Below are 19,693 nucleotides of genomic sequence, written 5' to 3'. Positions count from 1 at the left end.
TCGTTTTTTCACGTCAGGTTCGAGCTCATTGCGACTTGGCTGCCGGCGGCGGAAACACTTGTCGCACAGCCTCCAGCATACGCTGACCGAAAAGAATGTATCCGCGGGTCGAGACATGGGTTTCGTTGGCGGGGAAAAGGTCCATGACCTTGAAGCGGTTCTGCTCCGCGAGCGCGAACAGGTCCGGCCCGATATTTTGCGGGTTGAACGCGGCCCTGAACTCGTCGGCATGGTTTTGTTGCAAATACACCGTGCTCTTGTTCGGGACCACCATCCAGACGACCTTGTAGGGCGCGGCGGTGGTCTCGAAGCTCTTCATGAACCGGGCCGACTTGACCGACAGCGCCGGGTTGACGCGGTCTTCGGCGGTCATGAGCAGCTTGTCGCAGGCGTGGTGGCTGAACTGCTTGCAGCCGTCGGGCACGACGCGCGCGTCGATCAGCGGGCCCCAGCGCTCGGGCGTGTTGGTCCAGCTGTCGGAGGCCAGGATGGCCTTGGTGTTGTGGTACGTGTACCAGCCGCTGAGCAGTTCGGCGTCCCAGTTGAGCTGGAAGCCGGGCGCGGGCTTGGCCGGGTTTTCGAAGGGGGGCGGCGTCGGCTTGAAGGCATGCTTCATGGTTGCGCAGGACTCGGACTTCTGGATGCGGTCCTCGAGCAGCCGCTCGATGCTCTCGATGATCACGACCTTGCCCTTGAAGCCGGACTTTTCGAGCCAGCTCGAGAAGTCGCCGCACACCACGCCGCCGAGGTTGTCCCAGTGCGTGGTGGTCATCTTGTAGCCCGCGCCCACCAGCGCCGATTGCCAGGCGTAGCGCACCGAGAAGCTGTCGCCGATCACCAGGATGTCGGCCTCGTTGATCGGCCAGGTCTTGACGTCGGCGTCCGGAATGGGCGGCGGCGGCTCGTGCCAGCCGAATTCGCGCTCGGAGATGCGCCCGATGCGCGTCAGGTCGCCATAGGGAATGGGCGTGAAGAGGCTGGTCAGCAGCAGTGCGCAGCACACCAGGTAGCCCGCGGCGAAGATGCGAAGCCAAACCTTGGCCGATTTCGTGTCTTCCATGTCAGAACTGGAAATAGAGGAACGGGCTGTAGCTGCCGAACTTCGACAGGCACAAGCCAAAGAGATAGACGCAGCCCAGGCCCGTGACCCAGGTCGCCAGCAGCTGCAGGCGCGGGCGGCCGGCCAGGCCGGGGACGCTCGGGATCCAGCGGTCGAGCGTGATCGTGGGCGGCAGCGCCAGGCAGATCACCAGGCCGGCCAGGATGGTCTGGAAGAACTCCGGCTTGCGGAACGGTACCTTGAACTCGCTGAACGCCGAGACGGGGGCGCCGTGCATGCCCAGCATGCCCTTGTAGATCTCGATGGCGGCCGACATGCTGTCGGCGCGGAACACGACCCAGGCGATCATGACGCAGACGAAGGTGATGAACCATCCGGCCACGCGGCCGTACCACGTGGTCCTGGTGTTGCCGCGGCGCACCTTGGCATTCCAGAAATGGTTGACCATGAGATAGGCACCGTGCAGTGCGCCCCAGATCACGAAAGTCCACGCCGCGCCGTGCCACAGGCCGCCCAGCAGCATCGTGAGGAACAGGTTGATGTAGCGGCGCGCCGGTCCCTTGCGGTTGCCGCCCAGCGGCACGTAGAGGTAGTCGCGCAGGAAGGTCGACAGCGAGATGTGCCAGCGGCGCCAGAACTCGATCATGTTGGTCGACTTGTACGGCGAGCGGAAGTTGAGCGGCAGCTGCACGCCCACGCACAGCGACAGGCCCACTGCCATGTCCGAATAGCCGGAGAAGTCGAAGTAGATCTGCAGCGTATAGGCCAGCACGCCGAACCAGGCCGTGTACAGCGAAGGCGCCACGCCTTCGTGCACGCCCTTGAACATCATGTCCGCGTACTGCCCCAGCGGGTCGGCGATCAGCATCTTCTTGGACAGGCCGAAGACGAAGATGCCCAGCCCGAGCGCCAGGTTGCGGGCGTTGATCCTGTAGGTGGCCGGGTTGTTGAACTGCGGCATCATCTGCGCGTGATGCAGCACGGGGCCCGCGATCAGGTGCGGGAAGTAGGTCACGAACAGGACGTAGTGGATGAAGCTGCGCTCGTGCACCTTGCCTTGCCAGCAGTCGACCAGGAACGCGATCTGCGTGAAGGTATAGAACGAGATGCCGATCGGCAGCACGATGTGCACCAGGTCGATCTGCGAGAAGCCCGCGGCGGCCAGGCCGGCGTCGATGTTCTCCAGGAAGAAGTTGGCGTACTTGAAGATCGCCAGCACACCCAGGTTGACCACCAGCGCGATGATCAGCAGGGCCTTGCGGTGCTTGTCTTCCCGCCCCGGAGACGGCGTGAGCCGCAGTCCGAACCAGTAGTTGATGCAGATCGATCCCAGCAGCAGCGGCAGCGCCTTGACGCTCCACCAGCCGTAGAAGAAAAGCGAGGCCAGTGCCAGGAAACCCGCCGCCGACCGGGGACTGCGCGCGCCGATCAGGAAGAAGCCGATCAGGACCAGCGGGAAAAATACAAAGATGAAAGGGTACGAATTGAAAAGCATCGTGAGGGGCGCTTAGGCGTGCGCCGTTTGACGTGATCGTCGTGTAGCCGTCGCGGCGTCAATCGTTAATTATCGCGTGCCCGTCCGAACCCACCGTTCCCAGAGACCCCGCACCTGCGCACCGAGTTCCTCCAGGGTCAGGTCGTCGTTGTAGATGACGGCGTCCGCGGCGGCCCGGCGTGCCTTGCGCGGGGCTTGCTGGGCGATCACGGCCCTGGTCGCCTCGGGTGTCCAGCCCGAGCGGGCAATCACCCGCTCCAGCTGTGTTTGTTCGCGGGCGTCGACCACCAGCACCCGGTCCACCATGGCGCGCCAGCGGCCGGACTCGACCAGCAGCGGAACGTCGAAGACGACGACGGCATCCGGGCCGGCCGCCGCGGCCTGGCGCCGGGTTTCCGCGCCGATCAGCGGGTGCAGGATGGATTCGAGCCGGGTCTTGGCGCCAGCGTCCGCGAACACGATCTGGCGCATGGCGGCCCGGTCCATGCCGCCGTCGGGTGCGATCACGCCAGCGCCGAATGCGGCCTCCAGCGCCGGCATGGCGATGCCGCCCGGCTGCGCGATCGAGCGCGCGATGGCGTCGGTGTCGACCAGGACCGCGCCCTGCGCGACCAGCAGCGCGGCGACCGTGCTCTTGCCGCTGCCGATGCCGCCTGTCAGCCCGATACGCCGCACCATGAGCTTGCCGGTCAATGCACCAGCGCGCCCAGCGGGAACGCGAACGGAATCCACTGCTTCACGAGCCCGGGGCCCGCCACCAGGCAGACCAGGCCCGCGCCGGCCAGGAACGGACCGAAAGCGATGGGGATGTCCTTGTGCGCCAGCTTGCCTGCGAAGCGCAGTGTCAGCCCGATCACGGCGCCCACCAGCGACGAGACGAGGATGATCGCGATGAGGTAGTCGGCGCCCAGCCAAGCACCCAGCGCGGCGAGCAGTTTGAAGTCGCCATAGCCCATGCCTTCCTTGCCCGTGATCAGGCGAAAGCCATGGTACACAAGCCAAAGGCTCAGGTAGCCGAACACCGCCCCCCAGACGGCGGCGTTGAGCGAGACGCCGGTCCAGCCCATGGCAGCGCCGACGAGGCCGAGCCACAGCAGCGGATAGTTGATCGAATCGGGCAGGAACTGGGTGTCGAAGTCGATCAGGAACTGGCAGACCAGCAGTGCCCCGAACGCAGCCCACAGGACGCCGGCGGGGGTGATGCCGAAGCGATGGGCGCACAGGGCAAAGAGCCCGGCGGTGACCAGCTCGACCAGCGGGTAGCGCGGGCTGATCCTCGTCTTGCAGGAGGCGCAGCGGCCGCGCAGCAGCACATAGCTCAGCACGGGGATGTTCTGGTACCAGCGGATTTCATGGCCGCAGTTCCCGCAGCGCGATGCCGGGCGCATGAGGTTGAAGGGGGGCAGCGCCTCGATGGCCGTCGCCGCCTTGTCGGCTGCCGCCTCGAGCCCCGCCGGAGGCACGGCCTTCGTCCCGAACGCCAGCGACCAGAGCGAGGGCATGTCCCTGGACGACATCAGGTTGGCCACGGCCTCGGACAGCCATTCCCGGTACATCATCACCGGAACGCGGTAGATGACGACGTTGAGAAAGCTGCCGATCAATAGCCCCAGGACACCGGCCAGAACGGTGTCGATCTCCCGCGAAACGAGCATCAGACGACCTGGCCGAGCTTGAAGATGGGCAGGTACATCGAGACCACGATGCCGCCGATGATGGTGCCCAGGAACACGATGATGATGGGCTCCATCAGGCTCGAGAGGCCCGCGACCATGTCGTCCACTTCCGATTCATAGAAGTCGGCCGCCTTGCCCAGCATGTGGTCGATGGAGCCGGATTCCTCGCCGATCGCGGTCATCTGGATGACCATCGAGGGGAACAGGTTGGCGTTGGTCATGGCCGCCGTGAGGCTGGTGCCGGTCGAGACTTCCTGCTGGATCTTGGCCGTGGCGTCCCCGTAGACGGTATTGCCCGAGGCTCCGCCCACGGAGTCCAGCGCTTCGACCAGCGGCACGCCGGCGGCGAACATCGTTGCCAGCGTGCGGGTCCAGCGCGCCACGCAGGATTTTTCGATCAGCGCGCCGAAGATCGGCACCCTCAGCAGCGCCCGGTCCATGACTCTCTGCACGCGTTCGTTGCGCTTCCAGGCCTGCAGAAAGAAATAGATGCCTCCGCCGAGCCCCCCGAAGATCAGCCACCAGTACGAAACGAAGAACTCGCTCATCGCCATCACGAACAGCGTGGGTGCCGGCAAGTCGGCGCCGAACGAGGTGAACACCTGCTTGAACGCCGGAATCACGAAGATCATGATGATGGCCACCACCACGAAAGCCACCACGACCACCGAAGTCGGGTACATCAACGCCGACTTGATCTTGGACTTGATCGCCTCGGTCTTCTCCATGTACGTGGCCAGCCGGTCCAGCAGGTCTTCCAGGATACCGGCGGCCTCGCCGGCCTCCACCAGGTTGCAGTAGAGGTTGTCGAAGTACTTCGGAAACTTGCGGAACGCCGCCGAAAGGGACGTACCCGTTTCCACGTCGCTGCGGATGTCGTTCAGCAGCTTGGCCACGCTCGCGTTCGCGTTGCCGCGCCCGACGATGTCGAAGGACTGCATCAGCGGCACGCCGGCTTTCATCATCGTTGCCAGCTGGCGCGTGAAGATGGCGATGTCCTTGGGCTTGATCTTCTTGCCCGAGCGCATCCGCCGCTTCTTGATCTTCGAAGCCAGCACGCCCTGGCGGCGCAGCGCGGCCTGCACCTGGTTCTCGCCGGCGGCCCGGAGTTCGCCACGCACCAGCTTGCCGTTGCGGTCCTTGCCTTCCCACTCGAAGACAAATTCCTTGTGTGTGGGCTGGGAGCGGGAGGATGCCACTGTTGCCATTCGATCTCCGGATTTCAGTGTGTGCGTTATTCGTTGGTGCAGGCCACGACTTCTTCGAGCGAAGTCAGGCCCTGCATGACCTTGCGCAGGCCGGACTGGCGCAGCGAGCGCACGCCTTCCCTCTCGGACTGCTGTGCGATGTCGAGTGCGCTGCCGTCGCGCAGGATGATTTCCTGGATCGCTTCCGAGATCGGCATCACCTGGTAGATGCCGACGCGGCCCTTGTAGCCGCCGCTGCATGCCGAGCAGCCGACCGGGCGGTAAGGCTTCCAGCTGCCGTCCAGTTGTTCTTCCTGGAATCCCGCGTCGAGGAGGGCTTCGCGCGGTACGTCCGCGGGCGCGCGGCAGACGGTGCACAGCCGCCGCGCAAGGCGCTGCGCGGTGATCAGGATCACGCTCGATGCGATGTTGAACGGCGCGATGCCCATGTTGCGCATGCGCGTGAGCGTGGTCGGCGCGTCGTTGGTGTGCAGCGTCGAGAGCACCAGGTGGCCCGTCTGCGCCGCCTTGATCGAGATGTCGGCGGTTTCGAGGTCGCGGATTTCGCCGACCATGATGATGTCCGGATCCTGCCGCAGGAACGCGCGCAGCGCGGCGGCGAAAGTCAGCCCCGCGCGCTCGTTGACGTTGACCTGGTTGACGCCCGGCAGGTTGATTTCCGACGGGTCTTCCGCCGTCGCGATGTTCACGCCCGGCTGGTTCAGCAGGTTCAGGCAGGTGTAGAGCGACACCGTCTTGCCGGAGCCCGTCGGGCCGGTCACGAGCACCATGCCGTAGGGGCGGCCGATGGCATGCAGAAGCCGCGCCTTCTCGTCGGCGTCGTAGCCCAGCGCATCGATGCCCAGGCGCGCACTGCTGGGGTCGAGGATACGAACCACGATCTTCTCGCCGAACAGCGTGGGCAGCGTGCTCACGCGAAAGTCGATCACGCGGTCGGGGCCGATCTTGAGCTTCATGCGGCCGTCCTGCGGCACGCGCTTCTCGGAGATGTCGAGCCGCGAAATCACCTTGATGCGGGAGGCGAGCTTGTCCTTGATGACGGTCGGCGGGCTGGCGACCTCGCGCAGTTCGCCGTCGACGCGAAAACGTACACGGTAGTTGTGCTCGTAGGGCTCGAAATGGATGTCCGATGCCCGCATGCTGACGGCGTCGAGCAGCATCTTGTGGAGGAACCGCACCACCGGCGCGTCTTCGACTTCGGCGATCGCCTGGTCATTGGCGTCGCCCGAGGTGTCGGGCGTGACCTCGTCGAATTCGAACTCGCTGCCGACGATGCTGTTGATGGTCTCCGCCGCGCTCACGGCGGCGGCTTCGATCATGCGCGACAGCTTGTCGTATTCCGCGATGACCCAGTCGACGCCCATCTGCGACGCGAACTTGATCTTCTCCGCCGCCTGCTGGTCCGACGGGTCTGCCGTGGCAACGATCAGCCGGTTGTTGCGCTTGCTGAGAACGACGATGCGGTAGGCGTGGCAGAGCTTCGGGTCGAGCAGGTCCTTGGGCAGGCGCTGGTGGTCGATGGCGTCGAGGTCGAGCAGCGGGGCGCCGAATGCGCTGGAAAGGGTATGGGCAAGGTCCGCGGCCGACACGGCGCCAGTGCCGGTCAGTTCCGCAATGAAGCTGGTGCGGCCGCTCAGCGACTTCTGATAGATGTCTTCCGCCGTCTTGGCGGCCAGCTTGCCGGCCGAAATCAGCGCGCGCGCGAGCCCAGGAAGCGCAATCTGCGCGGATTCTTTGACTGGAAGTTCGGCAGCGGCCATTCAGCGAATGCAAAAGATGTGAAAAAGTGCTTCACGATCATCGCTGAACACTCCTTTGCTGTAAATCGCTACACAGCAACAGGCATGGCCATTTATTTATGCCAGCCAAAGGCTGGTCGGGGTGAGAGGATTCGAACCTCCGGCCTCTACGTCCCGAACGTAGCGCTCTACCAGGCTAAGCTACACCCCGATGGTTGCAAGAAAAAGAGAAGTCGTTCCTAGATGCCAACTCAGGTGAGGTGTTCAGGCACGTCGCTCAAGCAACTGAGCCGCCAATTGTAGCAAACCTGAAGCGTGCAAATTGGACGGAAAGCCATTCAATGCATGAATTGCGCGTTGAGCTTCTGCGGCAGCGGCTTCGCGGGAAGCATCCAGTGCCCCGGTTTCGCGAACGATCTCGACCACCTTGCCCAGCTGGGCGGTGTCTCCAGCCTCGATGGCGGCGCGCACGAGCTGGCTCTGCGCAGGCGTTCCGCGCTGCATCGCAAAGATGAGCGGCAGCGTGGTCTTGCCTTCGCGCAGGTCGTCGCCGACGTTCTTTCCTGTCTCGTTGGCGTCGCCTGCATAGTCCAACACGTCGTCGATCACCTGGAACGCGGTGCCCAGCGCTTGCCCATAAGTGGCGCAGGCTTCCTCGACCTCGGTCGTGGCGCCGGCCAGGACGGCCGCGAGCCGGGTGCTGGCTTCGAAAAGCTTGGCGGTCTTGGAGCGGATCACGCGCAGGTAGGCTGCTTCGTCCAGCGACGCGTCGTGCATGTTCATCAGCTGCAGCACTTCGCCTTCGGCGATCACGTTGGTCGCCTCGGCCAGGATCTGCATCACGCGCATGTTGTCGGCGTCCAACATCATCTGGAAGGCGCGCGAGTAGAGGAAGTCGCCGACCAGCACGCTGGCCGGATTGCCGAACGATTCGTTGGCGGTTGCGCGGCCACGGCGCAGCGTCGATTCGTCGACCACGTCGTCGTGCAGCAGCGTCGCGGTATGGATGAACTCCACCACTGCCGCCAGATTGAAGCGCTGCTCGCCGGTGTAGCCCAGCGCGCCCGACATCAGCAGCAGAAGCGCTGGCCTCAAGCGCTTGCCGCCCGCGGAGATGATGTATTTGGAGACTTGGCTGACCAGCGGCACGCCCGTGTCGAGGCGGCGGGCGATGACACGATCGACTTCGACCATGTCGCCGGCAATCAGGTCCAGCACGGTGGCGGTGGGGGAGGTGTCGGCGGCGGGAACTGGCAAAGCGGGGGCGCGGAGCGCTGCTGAAAGTAAGGGCGGCCCAGGGGCCGGGACGCGCAAATTATAGGGAGCCGTTACCTTCCGCAGGGAGCGTGCCCGGGCCGGGGTGGTTGGCGGACACGAACCGCGCTATAATCTTGGGCTCTGCGGAATTCGCCGCGGGGACTCAATTTCTAAGAGGTTTACATGTACGCGGTCATAAAAACCGGCGGCAAGCAGTATCGCGTTGCTTCCGGCGAAAAAATTAAAGTAGAACAGATTGCTGCGGACGTAGGCCAGGAAATCGTGATCGACCAGGTTCTGGCTGTCGGAAACGGCGCTGAAATCAAGGTTGGCACGCCCCTGGTGTCCGGCGCAACGGTGACAGTCACGGTACTGTCGCACGGCAAGCACGACAAGGTTCGCATCTTCAAGATGCGCCGTCGCAAGCATTATCAGAAACGTCAAGGCCATCGCCAGCAGTTCACCGAACTGCAAATCGGCGCGATCGCCGGCTAAGGAGAAGATTCCATGGCACAGAAAAAAGGCGGCGGCTCAACGCGAAACGGGCGCGATTCCAAGCCCAAGATGCTCGGCGTGAAGGCCTTCGGCGGCGAACTGATCAGCGCAGGCTCGATCATCGTGCGCCAGCGCGGCACCCAGTTCCACCCCGGCGTGAACGTCGGCGTGGGCAAGGACCACACGCTCTTCGCCCTGGTCGACGGCCACGTGTCGTTCGGTCAAAAGGGTGCACTGAACAAGCACACGGTCAACGTGACGCCGGCGGCGTAAGCCTCGAGTCACTCCGATCAGCCCGAGGCCCCGCATTGCCGGGGCTTCTTCATTTGTAAACTGGACATCCCATGAAGTTCGTCGACGAAGCCTTCATCGACATCGCCGCGGGCGATGGCGGCAACGGCTGCGTGTCGTTCCGTCATGAGAAATACAAAGAGTTCGGCGGCCCCAACGGCGGCGACGGAGGCCGTGGCGGCCACGTCTTCGCGGTGGCCGACTCGAATCTGAATACTCTTGTCGATTTCCGCTATTCCCGCCGCCACGAGGCCAAGCGCGGAGAGCACGGCATGGGCTCCGACATGTTCGGCGCCGCTGGCGACGACATCACGCTCAGGATGCCGGTCGGCACGATCATCTCCGACGCCGAAACCGGCGAGGTGCTGTTCGAACTCCTGAACGAAGGTGAAGTCATCACCATCGCCAAGGGTGGCGACGGTGGCTTCGGCAACATGCGCTTCAAGAGCGCCATCAACCGCGCCCCGCGCCAGAAGACGCCCGGCTGGCCCGGCGAGAAGCGCAGCCTCAAGCTCGAACTCAAGGTCCTGGCCGACGTGGGCCTGCTCGGCATGCCGAATGCCGGCAAGTCGACACTGATCAGCGCCATCTCCAATGCCCGTCCTCGCATCGCGGACTACCCCTTCACCACGCTGCACCCGAACCTCGGCGTCGTGCGCGTCGGCCCGGAGCAGAGCTTTGTGGTGGCCGACCTGCCCGGACTGATCGAGGGTGCTTCCGAAGGCGCCGGCCTCGGCCATCTTTTCCTGCGCCACCTGCAGCGCACCCGCCTGCTGCTGCACGTGATCGACATGGCGCCGTTCGACGACAGCATCGACCCGGTGGCGCAAGCCAAGGCCATCGTCGGCGAACTGAAGAAATACGACGCGGCGCTCTACGAGAAGCCGCGCTGGCTGGTGCTCAACAAGCTCGACATGGTGCCCGCCGACGAGCGTGCCGCGCGCGTCAAGGACTTCGTCAAGCGCCTGCGCTTCAAGGGGCCGGTGTTCGAGATCTCGGCGCTCACGCGCGAAGGCTGCGAGCACCTGGTGCAGGCGATCTACCAGCAGGTCAAGGCGCAGCAGGCGGCCGAGCATGCGCCGGTCGAAGTCGATCCGCGCTTCATTCCGCTGCCGCCCGAAGGCGCCTGACCAGCGGCGCAGCATCGAAAGATGCTGCAAATCAGATAGCAATCAACGCAGCATTCACGACCGCTACAGCCGAAATGACTTCGAATTCTGGATCCACCGCCTTGCGGGATGCCCGCCGTATCGTCGTGAAGGTGGGCTCCAGCCTCGTGACCAACGAAGGGCGCGGTCTCGACGAAGCGGCCATCGGCGAATGGTGCCGCCAGTTGGCGGAACTCGTGCGTGACGGCCGCGAGGTCGTCATGGTGTCCAGCGGCGCCATTGCCGAAGGCATGAAGCGGCTCGGCTGGCGCACCCGCCCGCACGAGATCCATGAGTTGCAGGCGGCGGCGGCGGTAGGGCAGATGGGCCTGGCCCAGATGTACGAGACCAAGCTGCGCGAAAACCAGATCGGCAGCGCCCAGGTGCTGCTGACGCATGCCGACCTTGCCGACCGCGAGCGCTACCTCAACGCGCGTTCCACCCTCGTCACGCTGCTGCGGCTGGGCGTGGTCCCGGTCATCAACGAGAACGACACCGTCGTCAACGACGAGATCAAGTTCGGCGACAACGACACGCTCGGCGCGCTCGTGGCCAATCTCGTGGAGGCCGACGCGCTGGTCATCCTCACGGACCAGAAGGGCCTCTACACGGCCGATCCGCGCAAGGACCCTGAAGCGAAGTTTGTGCACGAAGCCGCGGCGGGCGATCCGGCGCTCGAGGCCATGGCCGGCGGTGCGGGGTCGAGCATCGGCAAGGGCGGGATGATCACCAAGATCCTCGCGGCCAAGCGCGCCGCGGGCTCCGGCGCCTCCACGGTCATCGCCTGGGGGCGGGAAGCCGATGCGCTGCTGCGCCTGGCGAAGGGCGAATCCATCGGCACGCTGCTGGTGGCGCAGACCGCCAAGCACCAGGCCCGCAAGCGCTGGATGGCCGATCATCTGCAGCTGCGCGGCGCCGTGGTCGTCGACCCAGGCGCGGCGGCCAAGGTCCGGGCCGAGGGCAAGAGCCTGCTGCCGATCGGCATGACTGGCGTGTCGGGCGAGTTCTCGCGCGGCGACGTGATCGCGGTGCGCGATACCGAAGGCGTTGAACTGGCCCGGGGGCTGGCCAACTATTCGAGCGTGGAAGCGCGGCTGCTCTGCCGCAAGCCCTCGTCCGAGTTCGAGCGACTGCTGGGCTATGTGGCGGAGCCTGAAATGGTCCACCGCGACAACATGGTGTTGATGCCCGGCTGAGGCTGGAAATTGAAACGGGGCCCAAGGCCCCGTTTGTTTTTCTGGCTTACTGAACTTCCCGGACCGGATTCCGGATGTTCTGGACCATTTCCCCGACCGATGCGCGCGGGGCATTGCCGCGGCACAGTGCCTGGCCGGCCAGCGCCTTGGTGTAGCTGGAGTTCAGGTCGTAGAAGCGCTTCCACTCGGGCTTCTCGTTCTCGTGCCAGCTGCCTTCGTTGTAGCGGGCGTAGCTCTTCATCTCCGACGTCGCGCAGCGCACGCCTTCGTAGAAGGCATTGACGGCGCCGCCGGAGCGGTTGTGGGCCACCACCACGTAGCGCACGATGCCGTCGTCGGTGATGGCGATCGTGTTCGGGTCGATGCCGAACTGCAGGCTCATGTACGGCGGCATCGAGATCGGCAGCAGGCGGCTTTCGCTGAACGCCGGGGGCGGCGGAACGGCGGTTTCGGCCCACTCCTTGTCCGTCTCGGTGCGCTTGGGCGGCGGCGGCATGCCGGCCTGGGCCCAGTCGGCGTTGTCGGTGTCGTGGTTGCCCGAAGCGCAGCCGGCGAGGACGCCGAAGCAGGCGAGCAGGAGGGCGCGTTCAGCGTTGCGTCGGAAGGAAGGGCGCTTTGTGATTGGCAGAAGGGTCATCGCTCACTGAAGGAATGTCTGGATGCGGATCGAAGCTGCCGCCCGGCGGCAGGTCCAGTCCGGGCGGCGCCCCGGCGTCCAGCGAGTGGCGCTCGAATTCTCGGGCGCGCACGTTGCTGCGCAGGAAGCGGTTGCGGAAATCCTGCCGTGGCAGGTAGCGAGCAAGCTCGGTGAGCGCCATCTCGTAGACGCCGCGCTTGAACTCGACGACAACGTCGAGCGGCACCCAGTAGTCATGCCAGCGCCAGGCGTCGAATTCGGGATGGTCGGTTGCACGCAGATTGAGATCCCAATCGTGGCCGACGAGTTGCAGCAAATACCAGATTTGTTTCTGGCCCTTGTAGTGGCCCCGTGCGTCACGGCGGATGAACCGATCCGGCACCTCGTAGCGCAACCAGTCGCGGGTACGGGCCACGATGCGCACATGCTCCGGGTGGAGCCCCACTTCCTCATGCAGTTCCCGGAACATGGCTTGCTCGGGACTTTCGCCGCGGTCTATGCCGCCTTGCGGAAACTGCCAGGAATGCGTGCGTATGCGTTTGCCCCAGAAAACCTGGTTTCTCTGGTTGAGCAGGATGATGCCGACGTTGGGCCTGAAGCCGTCCCGGTCGAGCATAATCAAACCCCAATTTTTGAACTGAGTCGATTATGCATGCCGGGGTGCCCTCGGCAAGCTGCGATGCAGGCTCTCAGGGTCTCTCCGGGGGAGCAGTTCCCCACTTCCATTTCGTTTCCATCACCGCGATCCCGATGAAAGCTTCCCGATTTTTTGTCTCCACCCTCAAGGAAGCGCCCGCTGACGCAGAGGTCGCGAGCCACCGGCTCATGATGCGCGCCGGCATGATCAAGAAGCTCGGCACGGGCATCTACACCTACATGCCCATGGGTCTGCGCGTGATCCGCAAGGTCGAGGCGATCGTGCGCGAGGAAATGAATCGCGCCGGCGCCGTCGAGATGACGATGCCGGTGGTGCAGCCGGCCGAGTTCTGGCAGGAGACCGGCCGCTTCGAGAAGATGGGCCCCGAGCTGCTGCGCATCAAGGACCGGCATGACCGCGACTTCGTGATCCAGCCGACCAGCGAAGAAGTGGTCACCGACATTGCCCGCCAGGAAATCCGCAGCTACAAGCAGCTGCCGAAGAATTTCTACCAGATCCAGACCAAGTTCCGTGACGAGCGCCGCCCGCGCTTCGGCCTGATGCGTGGGCGCGAGTTCATCATGAAGGACGCCTACAGCTTCGACCGCGACCTCGACGCCGCCAAGGCCAGCTACCAGGTCATGGCGCAGGCCTACCGCAACATCTTCGACCGCTTCGGCCTGCGTTACCGCGCCGTGGCGGCCGACAGCGGCGCCATCGGCGGCGACCTGAGCGAAGAATTCCAGGTGATCGCCGCAACGGGCGAGGACGCCATCGTCTACTGCCCCGACAGCGACTACGCCGCCAACATGGAAAAGGCCGAGGCGCTCGCCCCGGCCGGCCCGCGTCCCGCTGCCGCCAAGGCGCTCGAGAAGACGCCGACTCCCGGCAAGAGCACCTGCGCCGACGTGGCCGAACTGCTGGGCGTGCCGCTTTCCACCACCATCAAGTCGCTGGTGCTGGCCACCGACATCGTGGACGAGGCCGGCAACCCCAAGGGCTCGCAGGTCTGGCTGCTGCTGCTGCGCGGCGACCACGACATGAACGAGATCAAGGTCGGCAAGCTGCCCGGCCTGAACCAGGGCTTCCGCTTCGCGACACTCGCCGAAATCGACGAGCACTTCGGCTGCAAGCCCGGCTACCTGGGCCCGCTGAACCTCAAGAAGCCCGTCAAGCTCGTGGCCGACCGCGAAGCCGCCGTCATGGCCGACTGGATCACCGGCGCGAACGAAGTCGATTTCCACATGACCGGCGTCAACTGGGGCCGCGACCTGCCCGAGCCCGACCTGGTGGCCGACATTCGCAACGTGGTCGCCGGCGACGCCTCGCCCGACGGCAAGGGCGTGCTGGCCATCGAGCGCGGCATCGAAGTGGGCCATGTGTTCGTGCTGGGCACCAAGTACAGCAAGGACATGAACGCCACCTACCTCGACGAAGGCGGCAAGCCGCAATTCCTCGAGATGGGCTGCTACGGCATCGGCATTACCCGCCTGCCGGCCGCCGCCATCGAACAGAACCATGACGAGCGCGGCATCATTTGGCCCGACGCGCTGGCACCGTTCACCGTGGTGGTCTGCCCGATCGGCATGGACCGCAGCCCCGAGGTCAAGGTGGCGGCCGAAGCGCTCTACGAAGAACTGCTCGCCAAGGGCATCGACGTGCTGCTCGACGACCGCGGCGAGCGCCCCGGCGCGATGTTCGCCGACTGGGAACTCATCGGCGTGCCGCACCGCGTCGTCATCTCCGACCGCGGCCTGAAGGAAGGCCAGCTCGAATACCAGGGTCGGCGCGACACCGCGGCCACCAAGGTGCCTGTGGCCGGCATCGCCGAATTCATCAGCGGCAAGCTCGCGAAATGAGCCTGGAGGGCGGCCTCTCGCGACGCCATTGCCTGGGCGGCGCCATGACGGCGGGCGCCCTCACGATGTTGTCGCTGCCCCGGACCGCCCAGGCCGGCGCGCAGATCGAGGAGCCGCTGATCGACTCGGTGCGCACCGCGCTGAGTTCGGCCATCCACAACAAGGCGCCGCCGGTGCCCGAGTTCCCGAACACCGAAGCCCGGCTGGTCTACCTGCGCTGGCTCGGCGAGATGAGCGAGCGGCTCAAGAAGAAGATCCCCGACTGGCCGTCGCGCAAGGAATTCCTGCAGACCGCCTGGTACGAGTCCAAGCGCTCGGGCCTCGAGGTGAGCCTGGTGCTGGGGCTCGTGCAGGTCGAGAGCAATTTCCGCAAGTTTGCGGTGTCGAGCGCCGGCGCGCGCGGCTACATGCAGGTGATGCCCTTCTGGACGCGCGTGATCGGCGACTCCGACCCCGGCAAGCTGTTCCACATGCAGACCAACCTGCGTTTCGGCTGCGTCATCCTGCGCCACTATCTCGACCGCGAGAACGGCGACCTGTTCATGACGCTCGGACGCTACAACGGCAGCCGCGGCAAGTCGCCTTACCCGAATGCGGTGTTCGCCAACCAGCGGCTCTGGGCTTTCAACGACAGGGACCGCGAGCGCGACCGCTCGGCCGCCTGACGCAGCCGGACGCCACCGGATCTTCAGGCCGCCGGCGCCTTGGCGGTGCCCGAGCCCTTGGTGACCATCACCTGGTCGATGCGGTAGCTGTCGACGTCCATCACCTCGAAGGTGTAGCCGCCCCAGGTGACGTTGTCGGTGCGCTTGGGGACGCGGCGCAGCATCACCATCAGGAAGCCCGCGAGCGTCTCGTATTCCTCCGAATGCGGCAGCTCGTCGATGTGCAGCGCGCGCTGCACGTCCTGGATGGGCGTGATGCCGTCGATGAGCCACGAGTTCTCGTCGCGCTGCACGATCTGCTCTTCGTCGGGCATCGACACCAGGTCGCCCATCACCGTGCTCATCACGTCGTTGAGCGTGATCACGCCCACCACCAGGCTGTATTCGTTGACGATGATCGCGAAGTCTTCGTGCGCCTGCTGGAACTGCTCGAGCACCTCGGTCAGCGACAGCCGGTCGGGAATGACCAGCGCCTTGTGCAGCGGCAGGCCCTGGTCGAAGGCCAGCGGCTGGCCGCTGAGCACGCGCTGGAACATGTCCTTGGCGTCCACGTAGCCCAGCACGTGGTCGATGTCGCCGTCGCACACCGGGTAGGCCGAGAAAGGCTCGGCCACGATGCGCGCGCGCAGCACCGTCTCGGGGTCGTCGTGCAGGAACCACGCGATGTTGTCGCGCACCGTCATCACGCTGCTGACGAGGCGCGTCTCCAGCTCGAACACGTTGGCGATCACCTGCTGTTCGCGCACCGCGAGCACGCCGGCCCGCGCGCCGGCTTCGGTCATCGCGAGGATGTCGGCCGAGGTGATCTTGTCGTCTCGCGCCATCGGCATGCCGAGCGCCTTGAACAGCAGGTCGGTGCAGCGCGTGAAGAACCACACCAGCGGCTTGAAGGTGGTGATCAGCAGCAGCATCGGCCCGACCATGCGCACCGCCAGCTTCTCGGGGTTGCTCATGCCCAGCCGCTTGGGGAACAGGTCGGCGAACACCAGGAACACCGCGATGACGATCACGAAGGAGCACAGGAACGCCACGTTGCCCGCGGCTTCCACGCTCAGCCATTTCTCGAAGAAGACGGCGAAATAGGGGCTGAGCGACCCTTCGCCCACCACGCCGCCGAGGATGGCCACGGCGTTCAGGCCGATCTGCACCACGGTGAAATAGTGGCCCGGCTGCTCCTGCACCCGCAGCACCTTCTCGGCCCGGGGGTCGCCCTCGTCGGCCATCTGGCGCAGTCGCAGGCGGCGCGAGGCTGCGAGGGTGATCTCTGCAAGGGAGAAGAACGCGCTCAGCGCGATCAGCAGGACGATGATGAGCAGGCTTTGGGTCAGGGTCATGGTGGCACGGCGAAGAATGCCATGGTGCCATGACTGAGGGTCTGTTCCAGCGACACCGCGGAACCGGCTTTGCCGGGCCGCAGGTGTCGCCCCCGGCGAGGGGGTTGGCGCAGCGACACGAAGTGCGCGAAGCCTGGGGGAGCGCCTATATCCCGCCGTGCGGATGGGTCGGGTCGACCCAGAGTACCGACTCGGGCTTCTCGACGGGTTCGATGTCGAGATTCACCGCCACCGCCTCGCCATCGCTGCGGCACAGCACGCATTCCAGCGTCTCGGTGGCGCTTGCGTTGATTTCCTGGTGCGGCACGTAGGGCGGCACGTAGATGAAGTCGCCCGGCCCGGCTTCGGCCGTGAACTCGAGCTTCTCGCCCCAGCGCATGCGGGCCCGGCCGCGCACGACGTAGATCACCGATTCGAGATGCCCGTGATGATGCGCGCCGGTCTTGGCGTCGGCATGGATGGTCACGGTGCCGGCCCAGAGCTTCTGCGCGCCGACGCGGGCGAAATTGATGGCCGCGGCCCGGTTCATGCCGGGCGTCTGGGCGGTGTTCACGTCGAGCTGGTTGGCGGCGATGACGCGCACGCCGTCATGCTTCCAGGCCGGTTCGCCCTCGTGGGAATGACCATGTGAATGGCCGTGCGAGTGGCCGTGATCGTGGCTCATCGCGGAGCCGCCGGATCAGGCCGAAGCGCCGCCGCCGATGACCTGCTGCAGCTCGCCGGACTCGTACATCTCCATCATGATGTCCGAGCCGCCGATGAATTCGCCCTTCACGTAGAGCTGCGGGATGGTGGGCCAGTTGCTGTATTCCTTGATGCCCTGGCGGATGCCGTCGTCTTCGAGCACGTTGACGGTCTTGAGCGCCTTGGTGTCGACGCCGACCGCCTTGAGGATCTGGATCGCGCGGCCCGAGAAGCCGCACATCGGGAAGCTGGCGTTGCCCTTCATGAAGAGCACGAGTTCGTTGGTTTTGACGAGATCGTCGATACGTTGCTGGGCGTCGGACATGAGAACTCCTGAAAAGTGGGCTGAGGGGATTATTTCACCGTGCGCCAGATTCCGCCGGAGCAGCGCTGGATGCCGGCGAGGTCGTCGCGGCTTTGCACTTCGGCGAAACCGCGTTCGGCGAGCAGTTGGCGCACCGCGGCGGCCTGGTCGTGGCCGTGCTCGAGCAAGAGCCAGCCGCCTTCCGCAAGGTGCGCCGGGGCGTGCCGGACGATCTGGCGGATGTCGTCGAGCCCGTCGACACCCGCGACCAGCGCGGAAACGGGCTCATGGCGCAGGGCGGGCAGGTGCGGGTCGTCGGCGGCGATGTACGGCGGGTTGCTGGCGATGACCGTGTAGCCGGTGTCGGCGCCGTCGAGCCAGTCGGCCAAGGCGAAGCGCACCGGCAGGCCCAGGCGCCGGGCGTTGGCCTGCGCGACCGCCAGCGCGTCGGCGCTGGCATCGACCGCGTCGACCCGCGCATCGACGCGCGCGTGCTGGAGGGCCAGCGCGATCGCGCCGCTGCCCGTGCCCAGGTCGACCACGCGCGGCGCAGCGTGGCCTTCGAGGCACTGCAAGGCCCATTCGACCAGCGTCTCGGTGTCGGGCCGCGGCACCAGCACCCGAGCGTCGACCCGCAGGTCGAGCCCGTGGAATTCCTTCTCGCCGAGCAGATACGCCACCGGCTCGCCCGCGAGGCGGCGCGACAGTTGCGCGGAGAGCGTGGACCACGCGGTGTCCGGCATCGCGTCGGTGTCGTGCGCCAGCAGCCACGCGCGGTCGTGCGGCGCGCGCCCGAGCGCATGCAGCAGCAGCAACTGCGCGTCGAGCCGGTCGATGCCCAGCGCGATGCCGGCGGCCAGCGCCTGCGCCACGGTGGACGGCTTGGGGTCGTCGGTGGCCATCACGCCGGCAGGCTCGATTCCAGCTCGGCCAGCTGCTCGGCTTCGCGCGCGGCGCGCAGGGCGTCGAGCACGTCGCCGAGGTCGCCTTCCATGATGGCCAGTAGCTTGTAGAGCGTGAGGTTGATGCGGTGGTCGGTGAGCCGGCCCTGCGGAAAGTTGTAGGTGCGGATGCGGTCCGAGCGGTCGCCGCTGCCGATCAGCCCCTTGCGCATGGCGGCGTCCTTGGCGGCGCGCTCGCTGCGCTCCTTCTCCTGGATGCGCGCCGACAGCACCTGCAGCGCCTTGGCCTTGTTGCGGTGCTGGCTGCGGTCGTCCTGGCATTCGGCCACGATGCCGGTCGGGATGTGCGTGATGCGCACGGCCGAATCGGTCTTGTTGATGTGCTGCCCGCCCGCGCCGCTCGCGCGGTACGTGTCGATGCGGAGGTCGGCCGGGTTGATCTGCACGGCCACGGTTTCGTCGGGCTCCGCCAGCACGGCCACCGTGCAGGCGCTGGTGTGGATGCGGCCCTGCGTCTCGGTGGCCGGCACGCGCTGCACGCGATGGCCGCCCGACTCGAAGCGCAGGTGGCCGAACACGTTGTCGCCGGAGATGCGCACCACCACTTCCTTGTAGCCGCCGAGTTCGCTCTCGCTCTCGCTCACAATCTCGCAGCGCCAGCCGGCACGTTCGCAGTAGCGCGTGTACATGCGCAGCAGGTCGCCCGCGAACAGCGCCGATTCGTCGCCGCCCGTGCCCGCGCGGATTTCGAGGAATGCGTTGCGCGCGTCGTCCGGGTCCTTGGGCAGCAGCAGGCGCTGCAGCTCTTCCTCGAGCTGCACCAGTTCGGCTTCGGCGCCGGCGATTTCCTCGCGCGCCATCTCGGCCATGTCGGGGTCGTCGAGCATTTCCCTGGCGCCGGCGATGTCGGCCTCGCGCTGCTTGTGGCGCTCGTAGCGGCCGGCGATCTGGGTGACTTCGGCATGCTCGCGCGAGATGGTGCGGTACTGCGCCATGTCGCTCATGATGTCTTCGCGCGAGAGCAGGAAGTCGAGTTCGCCGAGGCGCTGTGCGTAGCGTTCGAGTTGATGGCGCAGAAAGGATTTCACGGCGGAAGGGGCTCGAAA

At 65.7% G+C, this 19,693-nt stretch carries 20 protein-coding genes and 1 tRNA gene; 6 read left to right on the top strand and 15 right to left on the bottom strand.

Annotated features, from left to right (window positions below):
• Positions 1-25: 25 nt before the first annotated feature.
• The 8 genes from WIX39_RS25575 to WIX39_RS25540 all read right to left on the bottom strand — a co-directional run bounded on the left by WIX39_RS25575 (position 26) and on the right by WIX39_RS25540 (position 8,435).
• Complete coding sequence (locus WIX39_RS25575) at positions 26-1,060, bottom strand: hypothetical protein (RefSeq protein ID WP_081267924.1); 1,035 nt, start codon at positions 1,058-1,060, stop codon at positions 26-28.
• Position 1,061: 1 nt separating this feature from the next.
• A complete protein-coding gene (locus WIX39_RS25570) occupies positions 1,062-2,555 on the bottom strand; it encodes an MBOAT family O-acyltransferase (protein ID WP_409196150.1) in 1,494 nt (497 codons plus the stop codon).
• A 69-nt stretch (positions 2,556-2,624) separates the two neighbouring features.
• The gene (coaE, locus tag WIX39_RS25565; protein WP_409196371.1) at positions 2,625-3,233 is read right to left on the bottom strand and encodes a dephospho-CoA kinase; all 609 of its coding nucleotides are present in this window, start codon (positions 3,231-3,233) and stop codon (positions 2,625-2,627) included.
• Between the two features lie 11 nt (positions 3,234-3,244).
• The gene (locus WIX39_RS25560; RefSeq protein WP_409196149.1) at positions 3,245-4,210 is read right to left on the bottom strand and encodes a prepilin peptidase; all 966 of its coding nucleotides are present in this window, start codon (positions 4,208-4,210) and stop codon (positions 3,245-3,247) included.
• Positions 4,210-5,439, bottom strand: a complete 1,230-nt coding sequence (locus WIX39_RS25555; protein WP_081267927.1) for a type II secretion system F family protein — start codon at positions 5,437-5,439, stop codon at positions 4,210-4,212. Before WIX39_RS25555 ends, WIX39_RS25560 begins: the two co-directional genes overlap by 1 nt.
• Before the next feature lie 26 nt (positions 5,440-5,465).
• Positions 5,466-7,199 (bottom strand): type IV-A pilus assembly ATPase PilB, encoded by a 1,734-nt coding sequence (pilB, locus tag WIX39_RS25550; RefSeq protein WP_081267928.1) that lies wholly within the window; start codon positions 7,197-7,199, stop codon positions 5,466-5,468.
• A 113-nt stretch (positions 7,200-7,312) separates the two neighbouring features.
• Positions 7,313-7,389, bottom strand: a tRNA-Pro gene (locus WIX39_RS25545).
• A gap of 53 nt (positions 7,390-7,442) precedes the next feature.
• The gene (locus tag WIX39_RS25540) at positions 7,443-8,435 is read right to left on the bottom strand and encodes a polyprenyl synthetase family protein (protein ID WP_409196148.1); all 993 of its coding nucleotides are present in this window, start codon (positions 8,433-8,435) and stop codon (positions 7,443-7,445) included.
• A 183-nt stretch (positions 8,436-8,618) separates the two neighbouring features.
• Between WIX39_RS25540 and rplU the strand changes: the two genes are divergently transcribed.
• From rplU to proB, 4 genes are all read left to right on the top strand, one after another.
• Positions 8,619-8,930 carry a 50S ribosomal protein L21 gene (rplU, locus tag WIX39_RS25535; RefSeq protein WP_057592097.1) on the top strand — a complete coding sequence of 104 codons (312 nt, stop codon included), beginning with the start codon at positions 8,619-8,621 and terminating at the stop codon, positions 8,928-8,930.
• Positions 8,931-8,942: 12 nt separating this feature from the next.
• Positions 8,943-9,203 (top strand): 50S ribosomal protein L27, encoded by a 261-nt coding sequence (gene rpmA / locus WIX39_RS25530; RefSeq protein WP_081267930.1) that lies wholly within the window; start codon positions 8,943-8,945, stop codon positions 9,201-9,203.
• A 71-nt stretch (positions 9,204-9,274) separates the two neighbouring features.
• The gene (cgtA, locus tag WIX39_RS25525; protein ID WP_081267931.1) at positions 9,275-10,351 is read left to right on the top strand and encodes an Obg family GTPase CgtA; all 1,077 of its coding nucleotides are present in this window, start codon (positions 9,275-9,277) and stop codon (positions 10,349-10,351) included.
• Positions 10,352-10,425: 74 nt separating this feature from the next.
• Positions 10,426-11,565: a glutamate 5-kinase gene (gene proB, locus WIX39_RS25520; protein WP_106937025.1), complete on the top strand. Its 1,140-nt coding sequence runs from the start codon at positions 10,426-10,428 to the stop codon at positions 11,563-11,565.
• A gap of 46 nt (positions 11,566-11,611) precedes the next feature.
• On the opposite strand, the gene WIX39_RS25515 is transcribed toward proB, so the two are convergent.
• The gene (locus WIX39_RS25515; RefSeq protein WP_106937026.1) at positions 11,612-12,202 is read right to left on the bottom strand and encodes a CNP1-like family protein; all 591 of its coding nucleotides are present in this window, start codon (positions 12,200-12,202) and stop codon (positions 11,612-11,614) included.
• On the bottom strand, positions 12,153-12,818 hold the full coding sequence (locus WIX39_RS25510) for an RNA pyrophosphohydrolase (RefSeq protein WP_081267934.1): 666 nt from the start codon (positions 12,816-12,818) through the stop codon (positions 12,153-12,155). The genes WIX39_RS25515 and WIX39_RS25510 overlap by 50 nt, the downstream gene beginning before the upstream one ends.
• A gap of 134 nt (positions 12,819-12,952) precedes the next feature.
• Here WIX39_RS25510 and WIX39_RS25505 point away from each other — a divergent pair, with 134 nt between their 5' ends.
• Both WIX39_RS25505 and WIX39_RS25500 read left to right on the top strand, forming a co-directional pair.
• Positions 12,953-14,698, top strand: a complete 1,746-nt coding sequence (locus tag WIX39_RS25505) for a proline--tRNA ligase (RefSeq protein WP_106937027.1) — start codon at positions 12,953-12,955, stop codon at positions 14,696-14,698.
• Positions 14,695-15,363, top strand: a complete 669-nt coding sequence (locus WIX39_RS25500; RefSeq protein ID WP_106937028.1) for a lytic transglycosylase domain-containing protein — start codon at positions 14,695-14,697, stop codon at positions 15,361-15,363. The genes WIX39_RS25505 and WIX39_RS25500 overlap by 4 nt, the downstream gene beginning before the upstream one ends.
• A gap of 23 nt (positions 15,364-15,386) precedes the next feature.
• Here WIX39_RS25500 and WIX39_RS25495 read toward each other — a convergent pair whose 3' ends face one another.
• The 5 genes from WIX39_RS25495 to prfA all read right to left on the bottom strand — a co-directional run bounded on the left by WIX39_RS25495 (position 15,387) and on the right by prfA (position 19,675).
• Positions 15,387-16,697 carry a hemolysin family protein gene (locus tag WIX39_RS25495; RefSeq protein WP_081267937.1) on the bottom strand — a complete coding sequence of 437 codons (1,311 nt, stop codon included), beginning with the start codon at positions 16,695-16,697 and terminating at the stop codon, positions 15,387-15,389.
• 145 nt (positions 16,698-16,842) lie between these two features.
• On the bottom strand, positions 16,843-17,361 hold the full coding sequence (locus WIX39_RS25490; protein WP_081267938.1) for a cupin domain-containing protein: 519 nt from the start codon (positions 17,359-17,361) through the stop codon (positions 16,843-16,845).
• Positions 17,362-17,376: 15 nt separating this feature from the next.
• Complete coding sequence (gene grxD / locus WIX39_RS25485; RefSeq protein WP_081267939.1) at positions 17,377-17,706, bottom strand: Grx4 family monothiol glutaredoxin; 330 nt, start codon at positions 17,704-17,706, stop codon at positions 17,377-17,379.
• 29 nt (positions 17,707-17,735) lie between these two features.
• Positions 17,736-18,587, bottom strand: coding sequence for a peptide chain release factor N(5)-glutamine methyltransferase (gene prmC / locus WIX39_RS25480; protein WP_409196147.1), 852 nt, complete (start codon positions 18,585-18,587; stop codon positions 17,736-17,738).
• Positions 18,587-19,675 carry a peptide chain release factor 1 gene (gene prfA, locus WIX39_RS25475; protein WP_409196146.1) on the bottom strand — a complete coding sequence of 363 codons (1,089 nt, stop codon included), beginning with the start codon at positions 19,673-19,675 and terminating at the stop codon, positions 18,587-18,589. Before prfA ends, prmC begins: the two co-directional genes overlap by 1 nt.
• Positions 19,676-19,693: the final 18 nt, after the last annotated feature.

The organism is Variovorax sp. AB1(2024), from assembly GCF_037482385.2.
In the GTDB taxonomy this organism is placed as follows: Bacteria; Pseudomonadota; Gammaproteobacteria; order Burkholderiales; family Burkholderiaceae_C; genus Variovorax.
This window is presented reverse-complemented; position numbering and strand designations above follow the sequence as displayed.

Coding starts and splice junctions, on each gene's coding strand:
- pilB (WP_081267928.1), bottom strand. CDS start 7,199: ATGGCCGCTGCCGAACTTCCAGTCAAAGAATCCGCGCAGATTGCGCTT.
- WIX39_RS25500 (WP_106937028.1), top strand. CDS start 14,695: ATGAGCCTGGAGGGCGGCCTCTCGCGACGCCATTGCCTGGGCGGCGCC.
- proB (WP_106937025.1), top strand. CDS start 10,426: ATGACTTCGAATTCTGGATCCACCGCCTTGCGGGATGCCCGCCGTATC.
- WIX39_RS25560 (WP_409196149.1), bottom strand. CDS start 4,210: ATGCTCGTTTCGCGGGAGATCGACACCGTTCTGGCCGGTGTCCTGGGG.
- WIX39_RS25505 (WP_106937027.1), top strand. CDS start 12,953: ATGAAAGCTTCCCGATTTTTTGTCTCCACCCTCAAGGAAGCGCCCGCT.
- WIX39_RS25515 (WP_106937026.1), bottom strand. CDS start 12,202: ATGACCCTTCTGCCAATCACAAAGCGCCCTTCCTTCCGACGCAACGCT.
- WIX39_RS25575 (WP_081267924.1), bottom strand. CDS start 1,060: ATGGAAGACACGAAATCGGCCAAGGTTTGGCTTCGCATCTTCGCCGCG.
- prmC (WP_409196147.1), bottom strand. CDS start 18,587: ATGGCCACCGACGACCCCAAGCCGTCCACCGTGGCGCAGGCGCTGGCC.
- rpmA (WP_081267930.1), top strand. CDS start 8,943: ATGGCACAGAAAAAAGGCGGCGGCTCAACGCGAAACGGGCGCGATTCC.
- rplU (WP_057592097.1), top strand. CDS start 8,619: ATGTACGCGGTCATAAAAACCGGCGGCAAGCAGTATCGCGTTGCTTCC.
- WIX39_RS25555 (WP_081267927.1), bottom strand. CDS start 5,439: ATGGCAACAGTGGCATCCTCCCGCTCCCAGCCCACACACAAGGAATTT.
- coaE (WP_409196371.1), bottom strand. CDS start 3,233: ATGGTGCGGCGTATCGGGCTGACAGGCGGCATCGGCAGCGGCAAGAGC.
- grxD (WP_081267939.1), bottom strand. CDS start 17,706: ATGTCCGACGCCCAGCAACGTATCGACGATCTCGTCAAAACCAACGAA.
- WIX39_RS25510 (WP_081267934.1), bottom strand. CDS start 12,818: ATGCTCGACCGGGACGGCTTCAGGCCCAACGTCGGCATCATCCTGCTC.
- WIX39_RS25570 (WP_409196150.1), bottom strand. CDS start 2,555: ATGCTTTTCAATTCGTACCCTTTCATCTTTGTATTTTTCCCGCTGGTC.
- WIX39_RS25495 (WP_081267937.1), bottom strand. CDS start 16,697: ATGACCCTGACCCAAAGCCTGCTCATCATCGTCCTGCTGATCGCGCTG.
- cgtA (WP_081267931.1), top strand. CDS start 9,275: ATGAAGTTCGTCGACGAAGCCTTCATCGACATCGCCGCGGGCGATGGC.
- WIX39_RS25490 (WP_081267938.1), bottom strand. CDS start 17,361: ATGAGCCACGATCACGGCCACTCGCACGGCCATTCACATGGTCATTCC.